Genomic DNA, 24,978 nt, shown 5'->3' with positions numbered 1-24,978 from the left:
CGGCAAGCCATTCATCGGCGCCCGAAAACCGGTATTGGTCGGCCCATGAGGTCACAGTGCCATAATGCTTGTATTTTGGCGGCGTTCGGGTTATGGACCGCGCCTGTTTTCCATCAAATCCAGGCATGAAAGGGGCAATCAATGGCCCGCGTAACCGTTGAAGACTGCATCGACAAGGTCGACAACCGCTTCGAGCTCGTGCTGCTCGCCGGCCATCGCGCCCGCCAGATCAGCCAGGGCGCGCCGATCACCGTGCCGCGCGACAACGACAAGAATCCGGTCGTAGCGCTGCGCGAGATCGCCGATGAGACGCTGTCGCCCGACGATCTCAAGGAAGATCTGATCCACTCGCTGCAGAAGCATGTCGAGGTCGACGAGCCCGAAGCCGACGGCGAGGCGATCGCCGACCAGACCGGCGGCGCAGTCGCGGCAACCGATGCCGACGACGCCGAAGAAAACGTCACCTTCGATCGCATGACCGAGGAAGACTTGCTGGCCGGCATCGAAGGCCTGGTACCGCCAGAAAAGAGCGACGACTACTAGGCGGCGCTCTGGACCTGCCGGGAATATGGTTCCGGCACTTCCGTCCCGTCAGTTTCGTGGCTATCTATGAGATGCGCCGTACGCTAGTGCGGCGCATCAATCATTTCAGCACCGCGAGAACCCGCCCATGATGCGTCAGTATGAGCTTGTCGAGCGCGTCGCGCGCTACAAGCCTGACGTCAACGAGGCGTTGCTCAACAAGGCCTATGTCTACGCCATGCAGAAGCATGGCCACCAGAAGCGCGCGTCCGGCGATCCCTATTTCTCCCATCCGCTCGAAGTCGCCGCCATCCTCACCGAAATGCACATGGACGAGGCGACGATCGCCGTCGCTCTGCTGCACGACACGATCGAGGACACGACCGCGACGCGGGCCGAGATTGACGATCTGTTCGGCCCCGAAATGGGCAAGCTGGTCGAGGGTCTGACCAAGCTGAAGAAGCTCGATCTCGTCTCCAAGAAGGCCGAGCAGGCGGAGAACCTGCGCAAGCTGCTGCTGGCCATCTCGGAGGATGTGCGCGTCCTTCTGGTCAAGCTCGCCGACCGTTTGCACAACATGCGCACCCTCGACCACATGCCCGAGGCCAAGCGCCTGCGCATCGCCGAGGAGACGATGGATATCTATGCGCCGCTCGCCGGGCGCATGGGCATGCAAGGCATGCGCGAGGAGCTGGAGGAGATCGCCTTCCGCTTCATCAATCCGGAAGCCTATCGCGCCGTGACCGCGCGGCTTGCCGAGATCTTCGAGCGCAACAAGGGCGTGCTGACCGACATTGAGAAGGCGCTGTCGGCGCTGTTCGAGAAGCACGCGATCAACGCCGGCGTGAAGAGCCGGCAGAAGAAGCCGTGGTCGGTGTTTCGCAAGATGGAGGCCAAGGCGCTGTCCTTCGAGCAGCTCTCGGACATTTTCGGTTTCCGCGTCGTCGTCGACAGCGTCGAAGATTGTTACCGCGCGCTCGGCGCCATCCACACGACATGGTCGATGGTGCCCGGCCGCTTCAAGGATTACATCTCGACGCCGAAGCAGAACGATTACCGCTCGATCCACACCACAATCGTCGGCCCCTCGCGCCAGCGCGTCGAACTGCAGATCCGCACCCGCGAGATGAACAAGATCGCCGAATACGGCGTCGCTGCCCATTCGATCTACAAGGACACCGGCGGCAAGACCAACGGTGCCGCCCATACGATCTCAAAAGAGACCAACGCTTACGCCTGGTTGCGGCGCACCATCGAGCAACTGGCCGAAGGCGACAACCCGGAGGATTTCCTCGAAAACACCAAGCTGGAGCTGTTCCAGGACCAGGTGTTCTGCTTCACGCCGAAAGGCATGCTGATCGCGCTGCCGCGCGGCGCCACCCCCATCGATTTTGCCTATGCCGTGCACACCGATGTCGGCGACACCTGCGTCGGCGCCAAGGTCAACGGCCGCATCATGCCGCTGATGACCGAGCTCAAGAACGGCGACGAGGTCGAGATCATCCGCTCCAAGGCGCAGGTGCCGCCGGCGGCCTGGGAATCGGTGGTTGTCACCGGCAAGGCGCGCTCGGCCATCCGCCGCGCCACCAAGAACGCCATCCGCAAGCAGTATTCGGGTCTCGGCGCCCGTATCCTCGAGCGCGCTTTCGAACGCGCCGGCAAGACCTTCACCAAGGAAAACCTGAAGCCGGTGCTGCACCGGCTGGCGCGCAAGGACATCGAGGATGTGCTGGCCTCGGTCGGGCGCGGCGAACTGGCCTCCACCGACGTGATGAAGGCGGTCTTTCCCGACTACAAGGACGAGCGCGTCACCGTCAGTGCCCCCAAGCAGCGCGAGGAGGGCTGGTCGAAGATCCGCAACGCCGCCGGCATGCTGTTCCAGATGCCCGGTACGCGAGCCGCGCGCAAGGACAAAAACCAGCCGCGCGATGGCGCTGTACCGATCCGCGGCGTGCGAGGCGACCTGCCGGTGCGCTTCGCGCCGGAAGGAGCCGTGCCCGGCGACCGCATCGTCGGCATCGTCCAGCCCGGCACCGGCATCACCATCTATCCCATCCAGTCGCCGGCGCTGCAGGCCTTCGACGACCAGCCGGAGCGCTGGATCGACGTGCGCTGGGACATTGACGAGCAGACCAAGGAACGCTTTCCGGCGCGCGTCTCGGTCACCGCCATCAACGCGCCAGGGTCGTTGGCCGACATCGCCCAGGTGGTTGCCTCGAACGACGCCAACATCCATACGCTGTCGATGGTGCGCACCGCGCCCGACTTCACCGAAATGCTGATCGATCTCGAAGTCTGGGATCTGAAGCATCTCAACCGGCTGCTGTCGCAGCTCAAGGACAATTCGAGCGTCAGCGATGCGCGGCGCGTCAACGGCTAACCACTAGTTTTTCGGGGCAGGCAGGATGAACACGGACGAAGTGCTGGGCATATTCCGCGAGGCGGGCGCTGTTCTGGAGGGACATTTCATCCTGACATCAGGCCTGCGCAGCCCAATCTTCCTGCAGAAGGCCCGGGTCTTCATGCATGCCGACAAGACGGAGCGCCTGTGCAAGGCGCTGGCCGAAAAGATCCGCAAGGCGGTGCCGGGCAAGATAGACTATGTCGTCGGCCCGGCGATCGGCGGTCTGATCCCGGCCTACGAGACGTCGCGCCATCTCGGCGTGCCCGCAATCTGGGTCGAGCGCGAAGGCGGCGAGTTCAGGCTGCGCCGCTTCGAGATCGCGCCGGGATCGCGCGTCGTCATCGTCGAGGACATCGTCACCACCGGCCTCTCGATCCGCGAGACCATCGACTGCCTGCGCGCGCTTGGCGCTGAGGTCGTGGCGGGGGCCTGCATCATCGACCGCTCGGCCGGCAGGACCAATGTCGGCGTGCCACTGATCGCGCTCGCCGACTATGAGGTGCCGGCCTATCCCGCCGACCGCCTGCCGCCGGAACTGGCCGCCATACCGGCCGTTAAGCCAGGAAGCCGCAATATCTGAATCGGTATGCCCTGACGCCTTATCTCGCGGATCACTCGAGGAGCGCGGATTTCAGATAGCCTTCGGCGATCGATCTCATCCGCTCTCGGGACATCGGATTGCCATGCCCGCCATACGCCACGTCCACCTCGAGGATAAGAAGCCGCTCCATCGTTTTACGATATTGGGCCTTATCGCAACTGGGCAAATCATCGACAAGCAAGCCATCGTAAATGGCGTCTCCGCTGAACAGGACGCCGTTCTGCTCGTCGAGCAATCCGATCGAGCCCGGAGAATGACCCGGCAGGTGCAGAGTTCGGTATGACGCATCCCCTGTTTCGATGCGGCGGTTTTCGATCAGCGCGTCCGTGAGAGGCGACGGGGCAATGACGTAGCCCTCGGGAGACCACGCTGGATAGGGGGGTCGGGAAACCGGCTCCGGCTGAGCTCGAAAGAAGCCGGCCAAGGTGTGCTCGTCCGCCATCGTCGCGAACCCGTCTTCTTCCGCCGCATGTCCCAGACGGTGCTCGAATTCATGAAACGAGCCTACGTGGTCGACATGGGCATGGGTCGCGACGGCCAATACCGGCTTGCCGCTCCTGAGGCGCAGGAACCGGCGAAGGGACTGCAGTCCCATGCCGAAGTCGATGATGAGATCGGCGTCCCTTCCCGTCACGTGAAAGAGGTTGGCCCGGAAGAAGGGATGCACATATGGCTCCCAGATTCGAAGGATCTTATCGGAAACCCGTTCAGCCGCGAACCAATCCGGGAGGTTGCCCACATCACACCTGTTCAATGAAGGAGATTGCTCAGAAAGCGCCTGGTGCGTTCATGCGCGGGAGTTGAGAAAAGCCTCTCCGGCGTATTGCTCTCGATGACCTTGCCGCCTTCCATGAAGGCGACCTGGCTCGCGACCTGCCTGGCAAATCCCATCTCGTGTGTGACGCAAATCATGGTCATGCCGTCTGCCGCCAGACTGACCATGGTATCGAGCACTTCCTTGACCATCTCCGGGTCAAGCGCGGAGGTGGGCTCGTCGAACAGCATGATGCTTGGGTTCATGCACAGGGCTCGGGCGATGGCGACCCGCTGCTGTTGTCCGCCCGAAAGCTCTGCTGGATAGCTGCTTGCTTTTTCGGGGATGCCCACCCGTTCCAAAAGCGCCATGGCGATGTCTGATGCTTCCCTGTGCGAGCGTCTCCTCACCCAGCGTTGAGCCAGGGTGCAGTTCTGGAGAACGGTGAGATGCGGGAACAAATTGAAGTGCTGAAACACCATGCCGACGTCTCGTCTGATGCGGTCGATTCTGACGATCTGGTCGGTTAGTTCTGCCCCGTTGACGGTGATGACGCCCGCGTCATGGATTTCGAGCCGGTTGATACACCTGATAAGCGTTGATTTGCCCGAACCGGACGGGCCGCAGATGACCATCCGCGATCCCCGCTCCACGGTCATCGACACGCCTTGCAGAGCCTTGAAGCTGCCATAGGACTTGGCGACCTTGACGAGCTCAATGGCTGGCGTTCCAGGTGCGACGCCGGTCGCACCCGTCAGTTGTTCTGAAGTCATTTGTTTCGTCTCTCGTGTGAAATGCGCGACTGTTATCGATGCCCCTTCGAAAGCAGGCGTTCGATGCGCGTCTGGAAGACTGTCAGCACGGAGACCATCAGCATGTAGTAAACCAACGCGGCGCCGTACCATTCGAGAAACCGGAAACTGGTCGCAATGGCGAACTGGGTGAGCGTCATGAGCTCCTTGAGCGAAATCACCGTTGCCAACGACGTGGCCTTCAACAACGAGATGAACTCGTTGATCAGGGCAGGAACCGCAACTCTCAGCGCCTGCGGCAGCGTGATCAGGACGAAAATCTGCCACCGATGCAGCCCGAGGGCCGCGGCGCCTTCGTGTTGGCCTTTTCCGACCGCCGCAAAGGCGCCTCGAAGGATCTCCGTCAGATAGGCGACCTCAATCAGCGTCAGCGCCAGGAAGGCCGCGATGAAAGGCGTGAACCAGGCCTGCCTGAACACCGCCGACAGTTGCGGCAGTCCGTTCCAGACGAACAGCAGGATCAACAGCGCCGGCGCGCCACGGAAAAGCCAGACATAGCCGCCGACCGACCAACGCAACGCCTTCTTCTGGGATCCGGCAACCGATCCGAACAGTGTTGCCACGATCAAGGAGCAAGTCATTACCGATATGGTCAACACCGTCGTCAGCAGAGCCCCTTTTGCAAGGGGCCAGCCAAAGACAGCCGAAAGGAACAGATGGTAGTCAAACATTCCGCCCGCCTCGTCAGTCGTGCGGGACGTCGGTAGAAGTCGCCGGCAGACGCCACTTTGCCAGGAGATCCTTCATCTCGCCGCTCTTCTGAAGGGCCTCGATTGCATCCTTGACCATTGCGCGATCTGCCGGGTTCTTGCGCATGTAGATGCCGTAGGTTTCGCTGTCGGCGTAGGTGTAGGCGACCTTCAACCGGTCGGGCATCTGCATCATTCGAAAAGCCGCGGTGGTGTCCTGCGTAATCGTGGAGGCGGCGCGCCCGACCAGTATCTGTTCGATGACGCCGGATGCCGACGGGTAGGTCTGCACCTGGATGGGTGCCTTGCCGCGGGCTGCCAGCTTCGCGTTCAGGTCCGCGATCACCTTTTCGTAGGTCGTTCCGGCCTCGATCGCCATCACCTTGCCGCTCATGTCCTCCGGGGCTTTGCTGTCCGCATCCGAACCGGGCACCAGCAGCACGACATGGGATCCGAAATACGGAACGCCGTCGTATTTCTCCAGTCTCACGGGGGTGATCATGATGCCGCTTGCGACCAGGTCGCATCTTTGCGAGTCGAGCGACGGCAGAAGCCCCTTGAAGTCGCCGACTACGAATTCGGCCTTCGCGTCCCAGCGTTTGGCGATTGCGTTGATGACATCAATCTCGAAGCCGACGAGGTCGGCATCGCCCGGGTTCTTGTAATACTGCATGGGCGGAAAGTCGCCAGCCGTACAAACCTTCAGCGAGCCTTCGGCGGCAAATTTCGGCTTGTCCGCGGCAGCCGAGGCATGCACGCTCATTCCCATTGCTATACCGGCAGCGAGCGTAAGCATCGCCGCCCTTTTCGAATGAATGTTCATTGTTTTGTTTCCCTCTGACCGTTGCCCTTGCCGGGCCGGCTAACAGCTACCGCGTGGCCAAATGCAGACAAGCTAAAATTTATGTGCGAAAGAATCGCAGGAAGACTAAACGGTCACGCGAAACCGGGAGGAGTGGATGCGATTGCCGCCGCTGAATGCGCTCAGAGTCTTCGAAAGCGTCGCCAGGCTGGGTCACATGGGCGCCGCTGCCGCCGAACTGCATGTCACCCCAGGGGCCGTCAGTCAGCAGATACGCTCTCTCCAGCTTTCTCTGGGTGTCGAACTGTTCGAGAAGCGCGGTCGCCAGCTCGCATTGACCGAGGAGGGCGCTACCCTTCAACGTTCCGTGCGAAAGGCACTCGACACGCTGATGGTGGGAGTTCGAGATGTCGCGGCGCGCAAGGCGGCATCCATCACCAAAAGCGTGCTGACGATATCGATGCCCCAGGTTCACGGTGTCGCGTGGCTTGCAACGCGCCTGTTCGACTTCATGGCAGAGAACCGGAATTTCACGCTCAATGTCGTCACCGCGGCCCGTTTCAACCAAGTGGACTGGCGGAAGGCCGACGTGTCCGTGGTTTATGGCGTTCCACCTTGGCCCGGTTTTTGGTGGCAGTTGCTTCACGGGATACGCATGACCCCGGTATGCAGTCCGCAACTGCTACGTGGCCCGAACGCGATCAGGCAGATCGGCGACTTGGCGTCGCATCGCTTGCTGCATGAGGATGACGGTTCGCAATGGCGCCGGTACCAAGCTGCGGCGGGCGGCGTATACACCGGCTCATCTGACGTGTTTTTCGATGACTTCGGCATTGTCCTGCAAGCGGCACGGGACGGCTACGGCGTCGCTTTGAGCGACGAGATCATCTCCGCGCGGGACCTGGATGAGGGCAGGCTGGTGCAACCATTGCCTCTCGCCGTACCCGCCATTCACAACTACTATTGCCTGTGCGCCGAAGCCAAGCGCCAGCGTGAGGACGTTAGCTATTTTATCGACTGGCTCGTCGCCGAAGCGTCGAAAATCGAGGCGACTGGCCGCCGTCAAAGGATTTCCGGCTGATCCAGGCAGGAGCTTAGCTGTGATAGGTGCCATCGATCATTTCGTGCTGACGGTCCGCTCGGTGGAGGCCACCTGCGCGTTCTATCAGCGCGTGCTAGGCCTGAAACGTCTCGACGAGCCGAACCGGCCGACGGCGCTGCTGTTCGGGTCGCAGAAGATCAACCTGCATGAAGTCGGCCGCACTTTTGAGCCGAAAGCCAGGACGCCGACGGCCGGGTCCGGCGATTTCTGTCTGGTCGCCGCCAGGCCGCTCGCCGAGATCTGTGGCAGCCTGGAGGTCAATGGCGTGGCAATAGAAGTCGGTCCGGTCGAACGTACCGGCGCTCGCGGCCCAATGATGTCGGTCTATTTTCGCGATCCGGACGGCAATCTGGTCGAAGTCAGCGAATATCTGAAATAGTCTATCCGCCTCGGCATGGTCTTCGCGGGCCGGCCTTATCGTCGTATCTAACCTCTCACCTGGGGTTGTCCTCAGTTTCGCCCCAATGGCGCTCTTTTACAGGACTGCGGCAGACCAGCGCGGCGTTTCGTTGTTCCGCGGCAAGGCAGTCGCTATATTAAAGTCGTTGTTGCCTTTCTGCGCCCTCGAAGCGCAAGATAGACCTATCGCGTCCGGCCTGGGATGGTTGGGGCGTTGCTGAACGGGAATTGAAACAGAGTGCTTTTTCGACGCCGCAAGCCTGATGGCCTGTTGGAGCGGGTGCGTACCTATCTATGGCCGCGCCGCTCGTTTTCCCGCTCGTTGCAGTATTTCTCCAAGCGCATCCTCAGGCTGAAGGCGACGCCGCACGCAGTGGCGGCCGGCGTCGCGGCCGGCGTGTTCGCCTCCTTCTTCCCGCTCGGCTTCCATTTCGCCGTCGCCGCCGTGCTCTGCTGGGTAATCGCCGGCAATCTGGTGGCCGCCGCCCTCGGCGCGGTATTCTTCGGCAATCCGCTGACTTTCCCGCTGCTGTGGGGGGCGTCCTGGGAAGTCGGCAAGCTGATCCTGCATGAACGCCTGCCCAAGAACGGACCGCCTGCGCATCTTGGTGAGATGATGCACACGCTGTCGTTTGCCAAACTGTGGCACCCGGTGCTGGAGCCGATGCTGATCGGCGCGGTGCCGCTCGGGCTGGTCTTCGGGCTCATCTTCTACGGCATCACCCGCTGGGGCATGACCGCCTTTCGCGAGCAGCGCCGCAAGCGCATGGCCGAACGGGCACACAAAGCCGGCCACGGCGGACGAGAAGTCCCGGCGGAATGATCATCGGCATCGGCAGCGACCTGATCGACATCAGACGCATCGAAAAGTCGCTGGAACGGCATGGCCAGCGTTTCATCCAGCGCATCTACACCGAGGTCGAGCAGGCCCGCTCCGAGGGCCGTGGCGCGCGTGCCGCCTCCTATGCCAAGCGCTTCGCCGCCAAGGAAGCCTGCGCCAAGGCGCTCGGCACCGGCCTGGCGCAAGGTGTGTTCTGGCGCGACATGGGAGTCGTCAACCTGCCTAGCGGCAAACCGACCATGGCGTTGACCGGCGGGGCGGCCGCGCAGCTGGCCAAAATCCTGCCGCAAGGACACAAAGCGGCGATCCACCTCACAATCACCGACGATTTCCCGCTTGCTCAAGCCTTTGTGATCATCGAGGCGCTGCCCGCCGAACAAGCGCCACATTGATTGCATCTGACGACCGGCGATTATATCTAACGCCGGCATGACGTTGCCCAGCGCGCGCCGAGACTCTATACCCATCCAAGCACAATCGAGGACGACATGAGCGTGGCTGAAAAATCCGAGAAGAAATCCGGCGGGCTTGGCGAAATCGTCAGCGTCATCATCCAGGCTTTGCTGCTGGCCATGGTCATCCGCACGCTCCTGTTCCAACCCTTCTCGATCCCGTCGGGGTCGATGCGGCCGACCTTGCTCGAAGGCGACTATCTTTTCGTCACCAAATGGTCCTATGGCTTCTCGCGCTATTCGCTGCCGTTCGGGCCCGACATCTTTTCGGGCCGTATCTGGGGTTCCGACCCGAAGCGTGGCGACGTGGTGGTGTTCAAGTTCCCGCCGGATCCGTCGCTCGATTACATCAAGCGCGTCGTCGGCCTCCCCGGCGACCATATCCAGATGAAGGACGGCCAGCTGTTCATCAATGGCCAGGGTGTTCCGCGCGTGAAGACCGGCCAGATCCAAAATCCTGATATCACGGAAGTGCCCGAGCCGGTCGATGTCTATCGCGAGACTCTGCCCAACGGCGTCAGCTACGACACGCTCGACCTGACACCGAATTCGATCACCGACAACACCCGCGAGTTCGTTGTGCCGCCCGGCAACTATTTCATGATGGGTGATAACCGCGACAATTCCTCCGACAGCCGCCTGAGCGTCGGCTACGTGCCGGCTGAAAACCTGGTCGGCCGCGCCAACATCGTCTTCTTCTCGATCGCAGGCAAAGCGAGCCCGCTTGAGATCTGGAAATGGCCGTCGCTGGTGCGCCTGTCGCGCATGTTCCATTTCGTAAATTGATGGCTTTGAAGCGCCCGACTGGTGAAACTCTGGCCGATTTGGTGAAAGCCAGAACCGGCCATTCCTTCCGGGATGTTCGTTTGCTCGAGACCGCGCTGACCCATTCCAGTGCGGTCAGGGCCAACAGCAACAACCAGCGCCTCGAATTCCTCGGCGACCGCGTGCTCGGCCTGATCGTTGCCGACCTGCTTTTCGAAAAATTTCCCGAAGCGCCGGAAGGTGAGATCGCCCCTCGCTTCAATGCCCTGGTCGATGCGCGGACATGTTCCGAGATCGGCATTGAAATGCAGCTGGAAGATCTAGTGCGGGCCGACGCCGCCTTGAAGGCGCGCTCGCGCGGCTCGGGCGGAAACTATCTGGCGGATGCGGTCGAGGCGCTGATCGCGGCGGTCTATATCGATGGCGGCCTCGATGCGGCCAGGCAATTCGTCCTGCGATACTGGGAGCCGCGCTCGCAAAAGGTCGTAGCAAAGCCGCCCAATCCGAAATCCGACCTGCAGGAATGGATCGCCAAGAGCAGCGATGTCAGGCCCGAATACGCGATCGAAAAACGCGAAGGACCTGAACACCAACCGGTCTTCACGGTCTCCGTGAAGGTCAGTGGTTTTGCCCCGGCAAGCGGCATGGGCGGCTCTCGCCGTGCAGCCGAAGAAGCGGCGGCATCGGCATTTCTTGTGCGCGAAGGCATCTGGGCCAACCAAGGGAGTGCGGCATGACCGCCAGCGAAGACTTGCCCTCGGCAGCGGAAGCGCCTGCAACGCATTCCGGCTTCGTCGCCCTGATCGGCGCGCCCAATGCCGGCAAGTCGACTTTGGTCAACCAACTGGTCGGCGCCAAAGTGTCGATCGTCACCCACAAGGTGCAGACCACCCGCGCTATCGTGCGCGGCATCGCCACCCATGACAATGCACAGATCGTCTTCGTCGACACGCCCGGCATCTTCAAGCCGAAGCGCCGGCTCGACACCGCGATGGTGACAACCGCCTGGGGCGGCGCCAAGGACGCCGATATCGTGCTGCTCTTGATCGATGCCGAGCGCGGCATCCGGGGCGACGCCGACGCCATCCTCGAGCGGCTGAAGGATGTCCGCCAGCCGATGGTGCTGATCCTCAACAAGGTCGACCGGGTCAAGCACGAGGCGCTGCTGGCCTTGGCCGCGGCAGCCAACGAAAAAGTGCCGTTCAAGCGCACCTTCATGGTCTCGGCGCTGACCGGCTCCGGCTGCAAGGACCTGCTCGACTACCTCGCGCAAGCGCTGCCAGTCGGCCCCTGGTACTATCCGGAGGATCAGATCTCCGACCTGCCGATGCGCCAGCTGGCAGCCGAGATCACGCGCGAAAAGCTGTATTTGCGGCTGCATCAGGAGTTGCCCTATTCCTCCCATATCGAGACCGAGAAATGGGAAGAGAAGCCGGACGGCTCGGTGCGTATCGACCAGACCATCTATGTCGAGCGCGACAGCCAGAAGAAGATCGTGCTCGGCCACAAGGGCGAGACGATCCGCGCCATCGGGCAGGCCGCGCGGATGGAGATCGCCGGCATTTTGGAACAGAAGGTGCACCTGTTCCTGTTCGTCAAGGTGCGGGAGAACTGGGGCGACGACCCCGAGCGCTACCGCGAGATGGGGCTTGAGTTTCCGCATTGAGCTTCGTCGTGCTGATCACGTTGCCGGACACGACGCCAACCAGGCCGAGGCCGAAAGATCCCGGCGCGTGATCGATGAGGTGCTGGCCGACCATGCGCGAGTGGCGTGACGGTCAGGCCGCACTCGCGACTGCAAGCGCAACCTTGGGCCGGCGGACAAAGCTTTCTGTGCCGTAATAGGCAACGATTGCCGCCGCGATCATCGCCCAGATCGCGACACCGATCCATTGCTGTTGCACATAGTCGCCGCCAGTGAACACTTTGCCGAGGAAGCGGACGCTGTTCTGATGCGTGACATGCATGATGAAGGCGAGCAGCACGCTGCCGGTATTCTGATAGAGCCAGGTAAAGACGATGCCGGCCAGCAATACGTTGATCGTACCGTAGACACTGAGGTCGCCGACCAGGCCGAGCGGAAAATGCCAGATCGCCCAGAGCACGCCAAGGATCAGGCTGGCTGTGAGCGCCGAATGGCTGGCCAGCAGTCGCGGCGTCGCAAAGCCGCGCCAACCCGGCTCTTCACCGAGCGGGCCGCTGAAGACGGCGTAGAGCGCGATGATCGGCAGTATCTCGCTCATCGCCGGGATGTTGCTCCAGGCGGGCGCTGCGGCCCCAAGCAGCGGATTGATCAGGATCGAGGCCAGCTGTGCCGCGAACGGCAGGCCGAACGCCACGAGATACCACAGCGGATGCACCCGCGACTTCACCATCGAGGCAAGGATGGCCTTGACCGAGGCCAAGCTTCCCGAAAGAGCCGCGACGGTGAAGGCGGCAACCACCGGCCCGAAGGTGAACCACGGAATGCTGTCGCCCTTCGACAGCCAGAATGGGATGAACAACAGCCAGGTCAGGCCAAGCGCCATTGAAAAGAAGGATATCAGCTGGTGCCTTCGCACCAGGCTCAGGAAGGAAATCATGTCGGGTCCTCTCGGCGGGCAGGGGGCATGAGAGGTCGCCGGGCTGCCCGATCGGTCGACATGCATCTGGGCACGAACCATCCGAACATTCCGGAAGGTTGTGCTTCGGCCGTGTCGGCCAACCCGTCCTTACTGACGATTGCGCGGCGGAAAATCCCGACGGCTTTCCGATGGTTTTCCGATATTTCGGCGCACGCCGATGTCAGGAGCCCATGCAGGGTCCCTGGCGTAATCCTTGATTTCGCCACGCAACCGGTGACAAGCTCCCGGCATGGAATGGCGCGACGAGGGAATCATTCTCGGCACCCGCAAGCATGGCGAAACCAGCGCCATCCTCGAGGTGATGACGCGCGCGCATGGCCGCCATCTCGGCCTGGTGCGCGGCGGCCGCTCGCGCAAGCAGCAGCCGGTGCTGCAGCCCGGCAACCGCGTCGACCTGTTGTGGCGGGCCCGCCTCGACGAGCATCTCGGCATCTTTCAGGCCGAGGCGATCGAGATGAATGCCGCCCGGCTGATGGACAGCGCGGTGGCCGTCTACGGCCTGCAGACCATGGCCGCGCATCTGAGGCTGCTGCCGGAGCGCGACGCCCATGGCGCCCTCTACGAGACGCTGGCCGTGATGATCGCCCATCTCGACGATCCAGATGCCGCCGGTGAATTGGTGGCGCGCTTCGAACTGCTCATCCTCGACGAGCTCGGCTTTGGCCTCGATCTCAGCCAGTGCGCGGCGACTGGCGCCCGGCAGGATCTGGCCTATGTCTCGCCGAAATCCGGCCGCGCCGTGTCGCGCCAGGCCGGCGCGCCATGGCGCGACAAGATGCTGGTGCTGCCGGCCTTCCTGCAGCGCGGCTCTGGTCTGCGCGCCGATCAGGCGGCACTCGAGGATGCGTTCCGGCTGACCGGTTTCTTCTTCACCCGCCATGTCTATGAGCCGCGCGGCATCGAACAGCCCGACGCGCGTGCCGGCTTCCTCGCCGCCTTGCGCAAGCACCATTCGGGCGGCAAGGCCGCCGCAACAACAGACGCTGCCCCAGAAATCACAACCTGAGCATCATCATATGAGCGAAGTCGAACTTTATCCCGGCCGGATGTCGCCGCTTGGCCTCGGCACCATTCCGCTTGGCGACCTGCACGAATACAGCGGCCTCGAACTTTTGCAGCGCATCATCGACGGCAAATATCCAGCGCCGCCGATTTCCTTCCGGCTGAATTTTACCCTGACCGAAGTGTCGGAGGGGCGGGCGGTGTTTCGTGGCATGCCGAGCGAGCGCCATCTCAACCCGCTGGGCGGCGTGCATGGCGGCTGGGCGGCGACGCTGCTGGATTCGGCGCTGGCCTGCGCAGTGCAGACGCTGCTCGAGAAGGGCGAGGCCTACACGACGGCGGAGTTCAAGGTGAATTTTACGCGGCCGATCACGCCGAAGACCGGCGAAGTGGTCTGCGAGGGCAAGATCGTCCACAAGGGCCGCACGCTGGCGGTGTCCGAGGCAACGTTGAAGGACGCGCAGGGCAAGTTGCTGGCCTTCGGCACCGAGACATGCTCGATCTTTCCAGTCGCCAATCTGGCGGCGCGCTGAGGAAGGCGGCTTTGGCTCAGCCGGCTTTGCGCCGCTCCATGAAATCATCGAGGATGGCGCGTTGACCGCTGAGGATTTTGAGGCTGGCTTCAGGCAATGAAAACCAGCCGGCTCTGTCGACTTCGGGGAATTCCTTCATCGAGCCCGACCTTGGCGGCCATTCGAGGGTGAACATGTCGCTTTTGATGGCATCGGTATCGATATCGGCTTCGACGCTCCAGGCGATGACGATCTTGCCGCCCGGTTGCCGATAGCTGCCAACGGGCTCGAAATCGCCATCGATGGCGACGCCGAGTTCCTCTCCGGCCTCGCGCCGGGCGGCCGCCAGCTCATCCTCGTTCTCTTCGATGAGACCCTTGGGGATAGACCACGCGCCTTCGTCCTTTCTTGCCCAGAAGGGACCGCCGGGATGGACCAGCAGAAACTCGAGAATGCCGGCCCTTGTCCGGTGGATCAGCAGTCCCGCGCTTCTTCTAGGCATTCGATTGTCCTCGTAGCTCATTTGAGGATAGCATGGGTCCCTGGCAAGTAGCGGCGGCGCCATTCCTGACCATTCGGGATGATGGGTGAGGATAACGACTGTAGACCGCTGGAATTTGCCGGCGAAACATGCTCGATGATTTCTCTCCGCTCACCATTGCGGTGGCGTGACTTGAATAGCCGTCTGGGGTGGCCGTGTGGCTGCCGCAATTGTCAGTGAAAACTGGCCTGGTTTGGGGGAACCGCCATGTTTGAAAGCCTGATTGGCGCCGTCGTCGTTGTCGTGCTGTTCGTCCTCGTCTTGCGCCAGCAGGGCCGCATCAGCCTGATCGAGCGCGAACTCGGCGCGCTGCGCAGTCTGGTTCTGTCCGGTGTGAATGTTGCTGCGCCCGCTGCCAAGGCGGTTGAGGCGGCCGCAAATGACAGCGTGCCGGCGGATACCGCTCAGGCCACCACGGCGATTGCCGACATAGCTTCGCCAACAGTAGCCGAAGCGGCGAAAGCACCGGCCGCGGCGCCCGAAGCGGCCACCAGCGAGCCGATGCCGGAACTGTCAGCAGCGGCCAAGGCGGCGTTGACCGGATCCGCGCCGGCTGCCACCGCGAAAGCGGCCCGGCAGTCCGAAGTCGAAACCGCGCTCGGCACACGATGGGCGGTCTGGGTCGGCGGCATCGCGCTGGCCTTGGGCGGCCTGTTCCTGATCCGCTACACCATCGAGGCCGGCATTTTCGGCCCGGAAGTGCGGCTGGCCCTGGCGGCATTGCTCGGTCTGGTGCTGATCGGCGGCGGCGAGTTCATCCGCCGCACGGGCTTCAAGGTCCCGGTGGAAGGAGTGGCTGGCGCCTACATCCCGGCGATCCTGACGGCCGCCGGCGCCTTCATCCTGTTCGGCACGGTCTATGCCGCCCATGCCGTTTACGGCTTCGTCGGCCCGGCCTTCGCCTTCACTGTGCTCGGCGCCATCGGCGTGGCAACGATTGTCGCCGCTCTCGTCCACGGCCAGGCACTGGCCGGCATCGGCCTTGTCGGCTCCATGGCAACGCCGGCGCTTGTGTCCTCGCAGGCACCCAACCCATGGGCGCTGTTCATCTATCTCGCCATCGTGCTTGCCGCCACCGCGGTGATCGCCCGCATGCGCGACTGGAAATTCCTGATCGCGGCGGCCTTCTTCGGCACCGGCGCCTGGACCATCGCCTACATGATGGCTGCGCCCGGCACCGACCTCGCCGTCATCCTGTTCATCGACGCGGTGACTCTGGCTGTGCTTGCCTTTGTCTGGCTGGGCAGTCGTGGCGGCGAAGCGGAAACTGCGAAGAACGGTTTCGACTGGCCCTCGATCGTGCCTGGCGTCTTCGTTGCGTTTTCAGCACTTGGCCTGTCCGTCGACATGACACTTGTCGCCGCCGGCGGCGCCTTGCCGGGCGCAACCGTTCTCGTCGCTCTTGTCGCCACCGCACTCTACCGGCCGCGCGCTTTGCCCCTGCTTCATGCCGCCGGTGTGGTGAGCGTGATGATCTATCTCGGCATTATTCCGCCCGCCACCATCGGCTCGGACATATCCCAGGGAAACATAGGCTTTGACGGCATGCCGGTGGCCGCCGGAAACCCGTGGACGCTGCGCATCGGCATTGGTCTCGGCCTGGTCTTCATCGGCGCCGGCCTCTGGGCCGCACGCCGCTTCGCCGCCACCGCGCAGGTTCGCGCGGCATGCTGGGCGGCATGGGGCGTCGCCGCGCCGCTGGTCATCCTGCTGACGCTGTGGCTCGCCTACGGCAATCTCGACCGCGATTTTGCCTACGCCGCGGTCGCTGCCCTTCTGATTGTCGTCTTCGCTGCCGGCGGCGAAGGGATCGCGCGCGCCGAACAGCCGCCGCTCAAGGGCGATGTCGCCGTCTCCTTCGCACTTTGCGGCTCGGCTCTGGCCGGCCTCCTGATGCTGCATATGGCCTTCGGTTCCGGCTGGACCACGCTGCTTGCCGGCGTGGTCGCCGTCGTGCCGGCGCTGGCGACGCGCTGGCGCTCCTATCCGGTGCTCGGTTGGATTTCGGTTGGCGCGGTCGTCGCGGTGCTTGGCCGTGTCGCCTTCGATCCGACCATCGTCGGCGCCGAATTTCTGACGAAGACGCCCGTGTTCAACTGGCTGCTGCCAGGATACGGCGTGCCGGCGCTGGCCTTCGGCTTTGCCGCCTGGCAACTCGCGCGCACCACCAATGGACGGCCGCGCCTTGCCATGGAGGCGGGTGCAGCCCTGTTCGCGCTGCTTACCGTCGCCATGCTGGTACGCCACGCCATGCATGGCGGCATCATCGACACCGGCACCGTCACGCTCGCCGAACAGGCGATCTATACGCTGATCGCCATCGGCGCCGGCGCCATATTGGTCGCCATCGACATGCGCTCGCCAAGCTCGGTGCTCCGCTACGGCTCGATGGCCGCCGGCGTGGTCTCGGTCGCCTTCATCGTCTTCCAGCATTTCCTGGTGCTGAACCCGCTGTTCACAGACGAGTCGACCGGCCAGATCCCGGTGTTCAACCTGTTGTTCCTGGCCTACCTCCTGCCGGCCATCGCCGCTGGCGGGTTGGCGCTCTATGCCAGGGACAGGCGGCCGCCATGGTATGCGCAGATGCTGGCGGTGGTCGCGGCGCTGCTTGTCTTCGCCTACGCCACACTGTCGGTCAGGCGCGTGTTCAAGGGCGAGTTCATTGGCCTGTGGAGCGGTCTCGGCCAGCTCGAGACCTACACCTATTCGGCGCTCTGGCTGGTCATCGGTGTCGTGCTGCTGACCGCCGGCGTCTGGCTGAAATCGCAGGTGCTGCGCATTGCCTCCGCGGCGCTGATTGCGATCGCCGTGGTGAAAGTCTTCCTCTTCGACATGTCGGAGCTGGAAGGCGTGCTCAGGGCGCTGTCCTTCATCGGCCTGGGTGCGGTGCTGATCGGCATCGGGCTGTTCTACCAGCGGCTGCTGACGCGGGCGGCGAAGGAGAGCGTTCCGGAATCTTGATGGAATATCCAGGATGGGATATATAGATATCCATCGGAGGATATTCTATGCCGCTCTATATACGTGACGACGAAGTGGATGCGCTGGCCACCAGATTGCAGCGTGAGACGAACGCTCCGAGCAAGACGGAAGCTGTGCGGATTGCGCTTGTCCACGAACTCGAACGCAACCGCGCCGCTGTACCGCTACGCGACCGGATCGCCAGTCTTCAGGACAAGGCCAGGAAGCTTGGCTTGCCCAATCCCGATTTCGATATGAAGAAATTTACCGATGAGATGTGGGAAGACTGATGTTTGTTGACGCATCAGTGATCGTCGCAATTCTCAACCAAGAGGCGGGGTGGGAGGAATTGCTGAAGCGGCTTTCCGGTTTTTCCGGACAGGTCTGTGTTTCGCCGTTGGTGCACTTCGAAGCAACACAGGCGCTGGCACGCGCCGGCGCCGGGTCACGCAAACCCAGCGCCGAAGCCCTTCTCCATGCTCGCGATCTGGTCGATGAGTTCATTGTGGAAATCATGGGAGAAAGTCTGGCCATCGACGACGACATCGGCTCTCGGGCCATTGACGCTAGTGCCCGTTACGGCAAAGCCGTTGGACACAAGGCGGATCTGAATCTCGGAGACTGTTTCGCCTATGCCTGCGCGAAAAGCCGCGATCTTCCGCTGCTCTACAAGGGCAATGATTTCGCACTGACTGATTTGGGATAATTCGGCTTTCTTGTTGATTGCCGGGAATAATTTAGCCGATCACCTCGTTATCTCATTGCTTGGGTGACCGGGGCGGCGGACCGCTTCGCGCTGGCCGCTTGCGCCGCGCCGGGAAGGCGCGTTCAATCGGGTTAAACAAGGGCGACCTCAGAACCAGCGGTCATGGACGAAAAGAAGGCAGCAATCCTTGGTGAAATACCGCGCCTGCGCCGCTACGCACGCTCGCTTCTGCGCGACCGCGATTCCGCCGACGACCTCGTCCAGGATTGCCTCGAACGGGCGCTCTTGCGGCTCGAGAGCTGGCAGACAGGAGAAAGCCCCCGGAGGTGGCTGTTTACGATCATGCATCATTTGTTCATCGATCAGATGCGCAAGGTGAACCGGCGCGGTGAGGCGGCGATCCTGCCGCTCGACGCAAACGAGGCGCAGGCAGTCCCCGCCGAGCAGGCGGAGAATGCTGCCTCGCGCGAGATCATCGACGCTCTGCAGGCGATCAGCCCCGACCGCCGCGCCGCCCTCGTCATGGTCGCCATCGAAGGCTTTTCCTATGCCGAGGCCGCCAACATTCTCGGCGTGCCCGCCGGCACGCTGATGTCGCGCATAGCGCGCGGGCGCGAGGAGCTGCGCAGCCTGCTCGACGACACCGCGCGCCGCCGCTCGATAAGGATCGTCGAGAAATGACCCGCCGCGACTTTTCCGAACGCGATATCCACCTGGCCCTCGACGGTGAACTGCCGGGCGACGAGCGCGCCGCCTATGACGCCTGGATCGACGCCAATCCCGAAATGAAGGCGAAAAGCGCCCGCTACACCGCCGACCGCGCCGCACTGCGCGCCGCCTTTGCCGACGTCCTCGACGAGCCCGTGCCGGTGTTGTTGAAGCAGATCGTGCGCGGTGAAGGCGCGACCAAAGTGGCGGCGCGGCAGTCGCGCTGGTGGCTTGCAGCCGCGGCGGCCGCGGTGCTCGTCGTCGGCGGTCTTGGCGGCTATTTTGCCGGCATCGATGGTATCGGCAGGGATGACGGGGCAGACGACCAGCTGGCCGAGGAGGCTATCGCCGCCCATCTCATCTATGCCGCCGAACAACGCCATGCGGTGGAAGTGCCGGCCAGCGACAAGGATCATCTGCAGACCTGGCTGTCCAACCGCGTCGGCCTGAAGCTGGTGGCGCCCGATCTGGTGGCGGAGGGCTTCCAGCTGGTTGGCGGCCGGCTGCTGCCCGCCGGCCAGGGCAAGGCCGCCATGCTGCTTTACGAGGACGCCAAGGGCCAGCGCATCTCCCTGTTCGTTACCGCTGATTCCTCAGCCAAGTCCAAGGGTACCTACATGGCCGACGCCGACGGTCCCGAGGCGGTCTACTGGCTGGACAAGGGCTATGCCTGCGCAGTCGTCGGTTCGCTGCCGCGCGAGCAGCTGGCGGCAGTGGCCAAGCGCGCCTATGGCCAGCTAGTGGCCGGCCTCGCCAGTTGAGCGCATTCCGTTTTCGCAGTCGTGCAAAGGGGCGGCGGCGCACTTCGCGGTGCCGCTCCCATCGCCCCCCGCTTACGGCGGAACCTGTCACAATTCGGCCCTATTCAAGGTGCGATAGCGCTTGGATGATATCGGCGTTTCGGCTGATGTTTGCGACGTGTTCGACCGGGGCTTTCCACCCACTCAATCGAGGTTTTCTGAACCCGCATGCCTGCCGAAATTCGCAAGGCCCGCGCGTCCGACGTCGATGACCTCGCCGCCATCGAGAAGGCGGTTTTTTCCAGTGACCGCATTTCCCGGCGCTCCTTCCGCCTGTTGATCGAACGCGAGACCGCAGAGATGCTGGTCGCCGAAAGCGATGGCCGCGTCGCCGGCTACGCCGTGGTGCTGTTTCGCAAGGGCAGCGGCGTCGCCCGGCTCTACTCGCTTGCCACCAGTCCGTTTTTCAGCGGCCTCGGCTTCGGCCGCATGCTGCTTGCAGCGGCCGAAGAGGCCGCCTTCGAGCACGACCGCATGATGCTGCGCCTCGAAGTGCGCGAGGACAATCTTCGCGCCATCCGCATCTATGAGCAGAGCGGCTACCGCAAGATTGGTCGCGAACCCCACTACTACGAGGATGGCGAGACGGCGCTGCGCTATGAGAAGACCTTGCGCGGCGACATTCCGGTCGCCACCAAAGTGCCATTCTACCAGCAGACCTGCGAATTCACCTGCGGCCCATGCTGCCTGATGATGGCGATGGCCAATTTCGATTCCGGCTTCGTGCCCGATCCGGTCATGGAAATCCGCCTGTGGCGTGAGGCGACGACGGTGTTCATGATGTCAGGCCCCGGCGGCTGCGAGCCGTTCGGCCTTGCGGTGGCAGGCCACGAAAACGGGCTGGCGGCGGAAATCTTCGTGTCCTTCTATGGCGCGCTGTTCCTGCAGTCGGTGCGCAGCGAGGACAAGCGCCGGGTGATGGAACTCGCCCAGGTCGACTTTCGCCGCCGCGCGGAACAATACGGCATCCCGGTGAATTACCGTCCATTCGCCATCGACGACATCCGTGGCGCTTTGGCCGAAGGCAAACTGGTGCTGGTGCTGATCAGCGGTTTCCTGATGTTCGGCAAGAAGGTGCCGCATTGGGTGCTGGCCATCGGCGATGACGGCGACCATATCCTCATCCACGATCCCTGGGTCGAGGACGAAAGACAGGAGACCATCCTCGATGCCGCCAACATTCCCGTGCCGCACGGCATCTTCATGAACATGGCGCAATTCGGCCGCGACGGACTGCGTGCCGCCATCACTCTTGGGAAACGCAGATAACAATGACCTGGGTCATCCTCACCGGCCGGCAGAACGATCTCGACCAGGCCGCGACGCCGCACAAGATCATCACCAACCGTGATTATCTTGCGCATCCGGCGCTGTTTCGCGGCCAGCAGCCGAAGGTCATCAACCTGTCGAACAATTACGCCTACCAGAGCCGCGGCTACTATGCCTCGCTGCTCGCCGGTTCGCGCGGCCACAAGGTCATCCCGACGGTCGAGACGATGATCGACCTGTCGGAGCGCAAGCTCTACGAGCACGCGCTGCCGGAACTGGAGCTGGCGCTCAACAAATGCCGCAAGGATCTCGGCGGCGTCTTTCCGCAAAAAGTCTGCATCTTCTTCGGCATCGGCCCGTCGAAGATCTGGGATCGCTTCGCCAAGCTTTTGTTCGACTGGTTCCGCGCCCCGGCGCTTGAGGTCCACATCAAGGACAGCGCCGAATGGGCTTCGATCCGCAAGATCGGCTTCCTGCCGCTGGCCAGGATGACCGAGGAGGAAGAAGCCTTATTCGTGCAGGCGCTCGAGACCTACACCAACCGCGAGTGGCGTGACACCAAGGGCCGCACTCCGGCGCGCTACACCTTCGCCACGCTGGTCGATCCGCATGAGGAGCTGCCGCCGTCGGAGATTTCCTCGCTGCGCTACTGGGCCAAGATCGCCGAAAAGATGGGCGTCGAAATCGAACCGATCACCAGGAAGGATCTGGCCAAGCTCGCCAATTACGACGCGCTGTTCATCCGCGAGACCACCTCGATCTCCAACCATACTTACCGCTTCGCGCGCCGCGCCCAGCAGGAAGGCATGCCGGTGATCGACGATCCGCTGTCGATGATCCGCTGCACCAACAAGGTCTATCTCAACGAGCTGATGGCCTACAACAAGGTGCCGGTGCCGCCGACAGTGATGATTGCCGGCACCACGGACCTCGAACTGGCGGCGCAGACGCTGGGCTTTCCGCTGGTGCTGAAGATCCCGGACTCATCGTTCTCGCGCGGCGTCAAGAAATGCGGCAACTTCGAGGAACTGAAGACACTCGCCACCGAGTGGCTGGAGGATTCCGATCTTCTGATCGCGCAGAAATTCATTCCGACCGAATATGACTGGCGTGTCGGCGTGCTCGGCGGCCAGCCTCTGTTTGCCGTGCACTATCTGATGGCCAAAAAGCACTGGCAGATCGTCAACCACAAGGCCAGCGGCAAGCCCGACCAGGGCGGTATCAAGACCTTCACGCTGAAGGAGACGCCGCCGCATGTTGTCGAGACGGCGGTGAGGGCGGCGCGCTGCATCGGCGACGGGCTTTACGGCGTCGACCTCAAGGAAACCAAGGATGGCGTCTTCGTCATCGAGGTCAACGACAACCCCAATCTCGACCATGGCTGGGAGGATTCCGGCGAAAAGGACGAGGTCTGGGTGCGGCTGACGCAATGGTTCCTGGAACGGCTCGACCGTCCCGGGCGGTAATTCAAGGCGAGGGGGACGTATGCAGTTCATCGTCATTGAGGATTTCACCGGCTGCGATCGCAAGGAGATCTATCGTCGCTTCGGCGAGCGCGGCCGCCTGAAGCCGGATGAGCTTGTCGTGCACCACTCGTGGATCGCGGCGGATATGAGCCGCTGCTTCCTTCTGGTCGAGGCCGATGACGTCACGCTGCTGCAGCGCTGGGTCATCGAATGGGCTGACCTTGTGGAGTTCGAGATCATTCCTGTGGCGACGAACAAGGACATGGTCGCCGCATTGGCCAGCCACCTCTGAGTGGGGCGGCATTCGCCGCCCGTGTCTGAGCGGCGCACGCCATCATCGGAGCGCCGGCGAACCCACCGACCGCCGGCATTCCCCGATCAGCCAATTGCGAAACGCCGCAACCACGTCGCGCCTTGCGCTGCGCTCGGGGATCGTCAGGCAATAGGGTTGGCGCAGCGCGATCGATAGGTCATTCGCCCGGACCAGCCGGCCATCTTCCAGCGCCTTAGCGCAATAGATGCCTTGCGCCAACGTCACGCCCAACCCTGAAATGGCCAGGCCGAGCGCTGCCCGCGACGAGTTCGCCGACAGGCCGCGCTGGACTGCCCGGCCGGGCTCGATGCCCGCCGCCTCAAACCAGTTGCGCCACGACGGAAACGACGCTCCGGTCGGTCCCCAATCTGTGTGGATCAGCGGCAGGCCGGCCAGGTTTTCCGATCTGGCGGCAAGTCCAGGCGCGCAGACGGGATAGACGGCGTCCCTGACAACATCCTCGGTCGGGTGTTCGCGATAATGCGGTCCAAAGGACAGTCTGAGGTCGATCAGTTCACGGTCGAATGGCACCGGGTCGTCATCACCGCGCAGCGAGATGTCGACGGCGCCATGGCTGGCGACGAAGCCGGCGAGACGTTCCGAAAGCCAGCCCATCGCCATGGACGGCGGCACCGATACGACAAGCCGCGGGCGGAAGGCATCGCTGCCGCGCGCGATGCTGCCGATCTCCTGGAAGGCCAAGGTCAGCCTCGGCAGCATCTCGACGCCGGCTTCGGTCAGCACCACGCGACGGTTGACGCGATGGAACAGCTTGCGGCCCATCTGCTCCTCGACGGTGCGGATAAGCTGGCTGACGGCCGCCGCCGAGATCGACAGCTCTTCTGCCGCCGCGGCAAAGCTCCCCGAGCGTGCAGCCGCCTCGAAGGCTTGCAGTCCTTTCAGGGATGGAAGCGCGGCCATTTGGTGATCCAATAGATAAGCTTAGCTTATCTATTTTGCAGAAATCCTCGTTTTTAGAAAGGTTTCTTGTTGGAGTAGCGTGGTTCCATGACCTTATCAGCCAAGACCGAACTCAGAGACCATCGCCATGTCATCGCGTCGCTGACCAATGAGCAGCGCAGCCGCCTGACCGGCAAATCGGACGGGCCGGGCCTGGTCCAGCTCGCATTTCATCTCGGCGGGATCATCGTTCTGGGCGCGCTGATCGCGGCCCAAGTGCCGTACTGGCCGGCGCTGATGCTGCCGCAAGGCATTCTCATTATCTTCCTGTTCACGCTGCTGCATGAGACGGTGCACAGGACGGCCTTCGAGACACAGTGGCTCAACGATGCCGTGGCTAGGGTCTGCAGCCTGGCGATCGCGCTGCCGGCCGACTGGTTCCGCTACTTCCATTTCGCTCATCATCGCTTCACCCAGGATCCCGACAACGATCCCGAACTTGCCTTTCCGAAACCGGAGACGGTGCGGCAATACATCGTCCACGTCTCGGGCCTGCCGGTGTGGTGGGGGAATCTGCAGACGCTCTACACCAACGCGAGCGGCGGTTGCCGCGACAGCTACGTACCGCCAAAGGGTCTGCCCAAGGTGCGTTCTGAGGCCCGCGCCATGATCGCTTTCTATGTCGTAGTCGCCGCACTGGCGCTCTGGTTCAACGCGACGGTGCTGCTCTATGTCTGGATCGTGCCGGCGCTGCTCGGACAGCCATTCCTCAGGCTCTATCTGCTGGCCGAACATGGCCGCTGCCCGCTCGTCGCCAACATGCTGGAAAACACCCGCACCACGCTGACCAACTGGCTGGTGCGCAAGGTTGCCTGGAACATGCCCTACCACGCCGAGCATCACGCTTATCCCGGCGTGCCGTTCCATCAGCTGCCGGCGTTCCACCAACTGATAGAGCGGCATCTTAAAGTGGTCGAGCCCGGCTATGTCAGCTTCCACGAAAAATACATCGAGACGCTGCGCTGAATAGCGG

General features: G+C 62.8%; 28 protein-coding genes. 21 read left to right on the top strand and 7 right to left on the bottom strand.

Going from position 1 to position 24,978, the window contains the following annotated elements; all coding sequences use genetic code 11:
• Positions 1–141 precede the first annotated feature (141 nt).
• The 3 genes from rpoZ to pyrE all read left to right on the top strand — a co-directional run bounded on the left by rpoZ (position 142) and on the right by pyrE (position 3,506).
• On the top strand, positions 142–543 hold the full coding sequence (gene rpoZ / locus AC04SG_RS24970; RefSeq protein WP_027045279.1) for a DNA-directed RNA polymerase subunit omega: 402 nt from the start codon (positions 142–144) through the stop codon (positions 541–543).
• 127 nt (positions 544–670) lie between these two features.
• Positions 671–2,902 carry a RelA/SpoT family protein gene (locus AC04SG_RS24965; RefSeq protein WP_192256693.1) on the top strand — a complete coding sequence of 744 codons (2,232 nt, stop codon included), beginning with the start codon at positions 671–673 and terminating at the stop codon, positions 2,900–2,902.
• 25 nt (positions 2,903–2,927) lie between these two features.
• Positions 2,928–3,506, top strand: a complete 579-nt coding sequence (gene pyrE, locus AC04SG_RS24960) for an orotate phosphoribosyltransferase (protein ID WP_488553206.1) — start codon at positions 2,928–2,930, stop codon at positions 3,504–3,506.
• Between the two features lie 31 nt (positions 3,507–3,537).
• Here pyrE and AC04SG_RS24955 read toward each other — a convergent pair whose 3' ends face one another.
• The 4 genes from AC04SG_RS24955 to AC04SG_RS24940 all read right to left on the bottom strand — a co-directional run bounded on the left by AC04SG_RS24955 (position 3,538) and on the right by AC04SG_RS24940 (position 6,605).
• Positions 3,538–4,194, bottom strand: coding sequence for an MBL fold metallo-hydrolase (locus tag AC04SG_RS24955; RefSeq protein WP_488553205.1), 657 nt, complete (start codon positions 4,192–4,194; stop codon positions 3,538–3,540).
• Positions 4,195–4,277: 83 nt separating this feature from the next.
• The gene (locus AC04SG_RS24950) at positions 4,278–5,054 is read right to left on the bottom strand and encodes an amino acid ABC transporter ATP-binding protein (protein WP_488553204.1); all 777 of its coding nucleotides are present in this window, start codon (positions 5,052–5,054) and stop codon (positions 4,278–4,280) included.
• Positions 5,055–5,086: 32 nt separating this feature from the next.
• Positions 5,087–5,764, bottom strand: coding sequence for an amino acid ABC transporter permease (locus AC04SG_RS24945; RefSeq protein ID WP_488553203.1), 678 nt, complete (start codon positions 5,762–5,764; stop codon positions 5,087–5,089).
• Positions 5,765–5,777: 13 nt separating this feature from the next.
• The gene (locus AC04SG_RS24940; protein ID WP_488553202.1) at positions 5,778–6,605 is read right to left on the bottom strand and encodes a transporter substrate-binding domain-containing protein; all 828 of its coding nucleotides are present in this window, start codon (positions 6,603–6,605) and stop codon (positions 5,778–5,780) included.
• 136 nt (positions 6,606–6,741) lie between these two features.
• Here AC04SG_RS24940 and AC04SG_RS24935 point away from each other — a divergent pair, with 136 nt between their 5' ends.
• The 7 genes from AC04SG_RS24935 (at position 6,742) to era (ending at position 11,809) form a co-directional block, all read left to right on the top strand.
• Positions 6,742–7,665: a LysR substrate-binding domain-containing protein gene (locus AC04SG_RS24935; protein ID WP_488553201.1), complete on the top strand. Its 924-nt coding sequence runs from the start codon at positions 6,742–6,744 to the stop codon at positions 7,663–7,665.
• 19 nt (positions 7,666–7,684) lie between these two features.
• The gene (locus AC04SG_RS24930) at positions 7,685–8,065 is read left to right on the top strand and encodes a VOC family protein (protein WP_488553200.1); all 381 of its coding nucleotides are present in this window, start codon (positions 7,685–7,687) and stop codon (positions 8,063–8,065) included.
• Positions 8,066–8,323: 258 nt separating this feature from the next.
• Entirely contained in the window at positions 8,324–8,908 is a 585-nt protein-coding gene (locus tag AC04SG_RS24925; protein ID WP_192256701.1) for a DUF2062 domain-containing protein, read from the top strand.
• Entirely contained in the window at positions 8,905–9,318 is a 414-nt protein-coding gene (gene acpS, locus AC04SG_RS24920; protein WP_488553199.1) for a holo-ACP synthase, read from the top strand. The genes AC04SG_RS24925 and acpS overlap by 4 nt, the downstream gene beginning before the upstream one ends.
• A 96-nt stretch (positions 9,319–9,414) precedes the next feature.
• Complete coding sequence (lepB, locus tag AC04SG_RS24915) at positions 9,415–10,164, top strand: signal peptidase I (protein WP_192256705.1); 750 nt, start codon at positions 9,415–9,417, stop codon at positions 10,162–10,164.
• On the top strand, positions 10,164–10,880 hold the full coding sequence (gene rnc, locus AC04SG_RS24910; protein WP_488553198.1) for a ribonuclease III: 717 nt from the start codon (positions 10,164–10,166) through the stop codon (positions 10,878–10,880). Before lepB ends, rnc begins: the two co-directional genes overlap by 1 nt.
• Positions 10,877–11,809, top strand: coding sequence for a GTPase Era (gene era, locus AC04SG_RS24905; protein ID WP_112560732.1), 933 nt, complete (start codon positions 10,877–10,879; stop codon positions 11,807–11,809). Before rnc ends, era begins: the two co-directional genes overlap by 4 nt.
• 112 nt (positions 11,810–11,921) lie before the next feature.
• On the opposite strand, the gene AC04SG_RS24900 is transcribed toward era, so the two are convergent.
• Positions 11,922–12,725: a CPBP family intramembrane glutamic endopeptidase gene (locus AC04SG_RS24900; protein ID WP_488553197.1), complete on the bottom strand. Its 804-nt coding sequence runs from the start codon at positions 12,723–12,725 to the stop codon at positions 11,922–11,924.
• A gap of 271 nt (positions 12,726–12,996) precedes the next feature.
• Between AC04SG_RS24900 and recO the strand changes: the two genes are divergently transcribed.
• Both recO and AC04SG_RS24890 read left to right on the top strand, forming a co-directional pair.
• Positions 12,997–13,773 (top strand): DNA repair protein RecO, encoded by a 777-nt coding sequence (gene recO, locus AC04SG_RS24895; RefSeq protein WP_488553196.1) that lies wholly within the window; start codon positions 12,997–12,999, stop codon positions 13,771–13,773.
• Between the two features lie 10 nt (positions 13,774–13,783).
• Positions 13,784–14,302: a PaaI family thioesterase gene (locus AC04SG_RS24890; protein WP_488553195.1), complete on the top strand. Its 519-nt coding sequence runs from the start codon at positions 13,784–13,786 to the stop codon at positions 14,300–14,302.
• A 16-nt stretch (positions 14,303–14,318) separates the two neighbouring features.
• Here the strand turns inward: AC04SG_RS24890 and AC04SG_RS24885 are convergent, their stop codons facing one another.
• Positions 14,319–14,783, bottom strand: coding sequence for an NUDIX hydrolase (locus AC04SG_RS24885; protein ID WP_488553194.1), 465 nt, complete (start codon positions 14,781–14,783; stop codon positions 14,319–14,321).
• Positions 14,784–15,029: 246 nt separating this feature from the next.
• Here AC04SG_RS24885 and AC04SG_RS24880 point away from each other — a divergent pair, with 246 nt between their 5' ends.
• The 8 genes from AC04SG_RS24880 (at position 15,030) to AC04SG_RS24845 (ending at position 23,024) form a co-directional block, all read left to right on the top strand.
• Positions 15,030–17,783 carry a DUF2339 domain-containing protein gene (locus AC04SG_RS24880; protein WP_488553193.1) on the top strand — a complete coding sequence of 918 codons (2,754 nt, stop codon included), beginning with the start codon at positions 15,030–15,032 and terminating at the stop codon, positions 17,781–17,783.
• A gap of 47 nt (positions 17,784–17,830) precedes the next feature.
• Positions 17,831–18,073, top strand: a complete 243-nt coding sequence (locus AC04SG_RS24875) for a type II toxin-antitoxin system VapB family antitoxin (RefSeq protein ID WP_352559307.1) — start codon at positions 17,831–17,833, stop codon at positions 18,071–18,073.
• Positions 18,073–18,489 carry a type II toxin-antitoxin system VapC family toxin gene (locus AC04SG_RS24870; protein WP_488553192.1) on the top strand — a complete coding sequence of 139 codons (417 nt, stop codon included), beginning with the start codon at positions 18,073–18,075 and terminating at the stop codon, positions 18,487–18,489. The genes AC04SG_RS24875 and AC04SG_RS24870 overlap by 1 nt, the downstream gene beginning before the upstream one ends.
• A 162-nt stretch (positions 18,490–18,651) precedes the next feature.
• Positions 18,652–19,170, top strand: coding sequence for an RNA polymerase sigma factor (locus tag AC04SG_RS24865; protein ID WP_112560736.1), 519 nt, complete (start codon positions 18,652–18,654; stop codon positions 19,168–19,170).
• A complete protein-coding gene (locus tag AC04SG_RS24860) occupies positions 19,167–19,958 on the top strand; it encodes an anti-sigma factor family protein (RefSeq protein WP_488553191.1) in 792 nt (263 codons plus the stop codon). The genes AC04SG_RS24865 and AC04SG_RS24860 overlap by 4 nt, the downstream gene beginning before the upstream one ends.
• Positions 19,959–20,165: 207 nt before the next feature.
• On the top strand, positions 20,166–21,266 hold the full coding sequence (locus AC04SG_RS24855; protein ID WP_112560738.1) for a peptidase C39 family protein: 1,101 nt from the start codon (positions 20,166–20,168) through the stop codon (positions 21,264–21,266).
• Positions 21,267–21,268: 2 nt separating this feature from the next.
• Entirely contained in the window at positions 21,269–22,732 is a 1,464-nt protein-coding gene (locus tag AC04SG_RS24850) for a RimK family ATP-grasp domain-containing protein (protein ID WP_488553190.1), read from the top strand.
• A gap of 19 nt (positions 22,733–22,751) precedes the next feature.
• The gene (locus AC04SG_RS24845) at positions 22,752–23,024 is read left to right on the top strand and encodes a DUF3303 domain-containing protein (protein WP_112560740.1); all 273 of its coding nucleotides are present in this window, start codon (positions 22,752–22,754) and stop codon (positions 23,022–23,024) included.
• A 42-nt stretch (positions 23,025–23,066) separates the two neighbouring features.
• Here the strand turns inward: AC04SG_RS24845 and AC04SG_RS24840 are convergent, their stop codons facing one another.
• Complete coding sequence (locus tag AC04SG_RS24840; RefSeq protein WP_488553189.1) at positions 23,067–23,966, bottom strand: LysR substrate-binding domain-containing protein; 900 nt, start codon at positions 23,964–23,966, stop codon at positions 23,067–23,069.
• An 87-nt stretch (positions 23,967–24,053) separates the two neighbouring features.
• Here AC04SG_RS24840 and AC04SG_RS24835 point away from each other — a divergent pair, with 87 nt between their 5' ends.
• Positions 24,054–24,971, top strand: a complete 918-nt coding sequence (locus AC04SG_RS24835) for a fatty acid desaturase family protein (protein WP_488553188.1) — start codon at positions 24,054–24,056, stop codon at positions 24,969–24,971.
• The last annotated feature ends 7 nt before the right edge of the window (positions 24,972–24,978 follow it).

The sequence above is a fragment of the Mesorhizobium sp. CNPSo 4684 genome (assembly GCF_057784315.1).
Note: the sequence above shows the minus strand (reverse complement) of the source record. Positions and strands in the feature narration are given on the sequence as shown.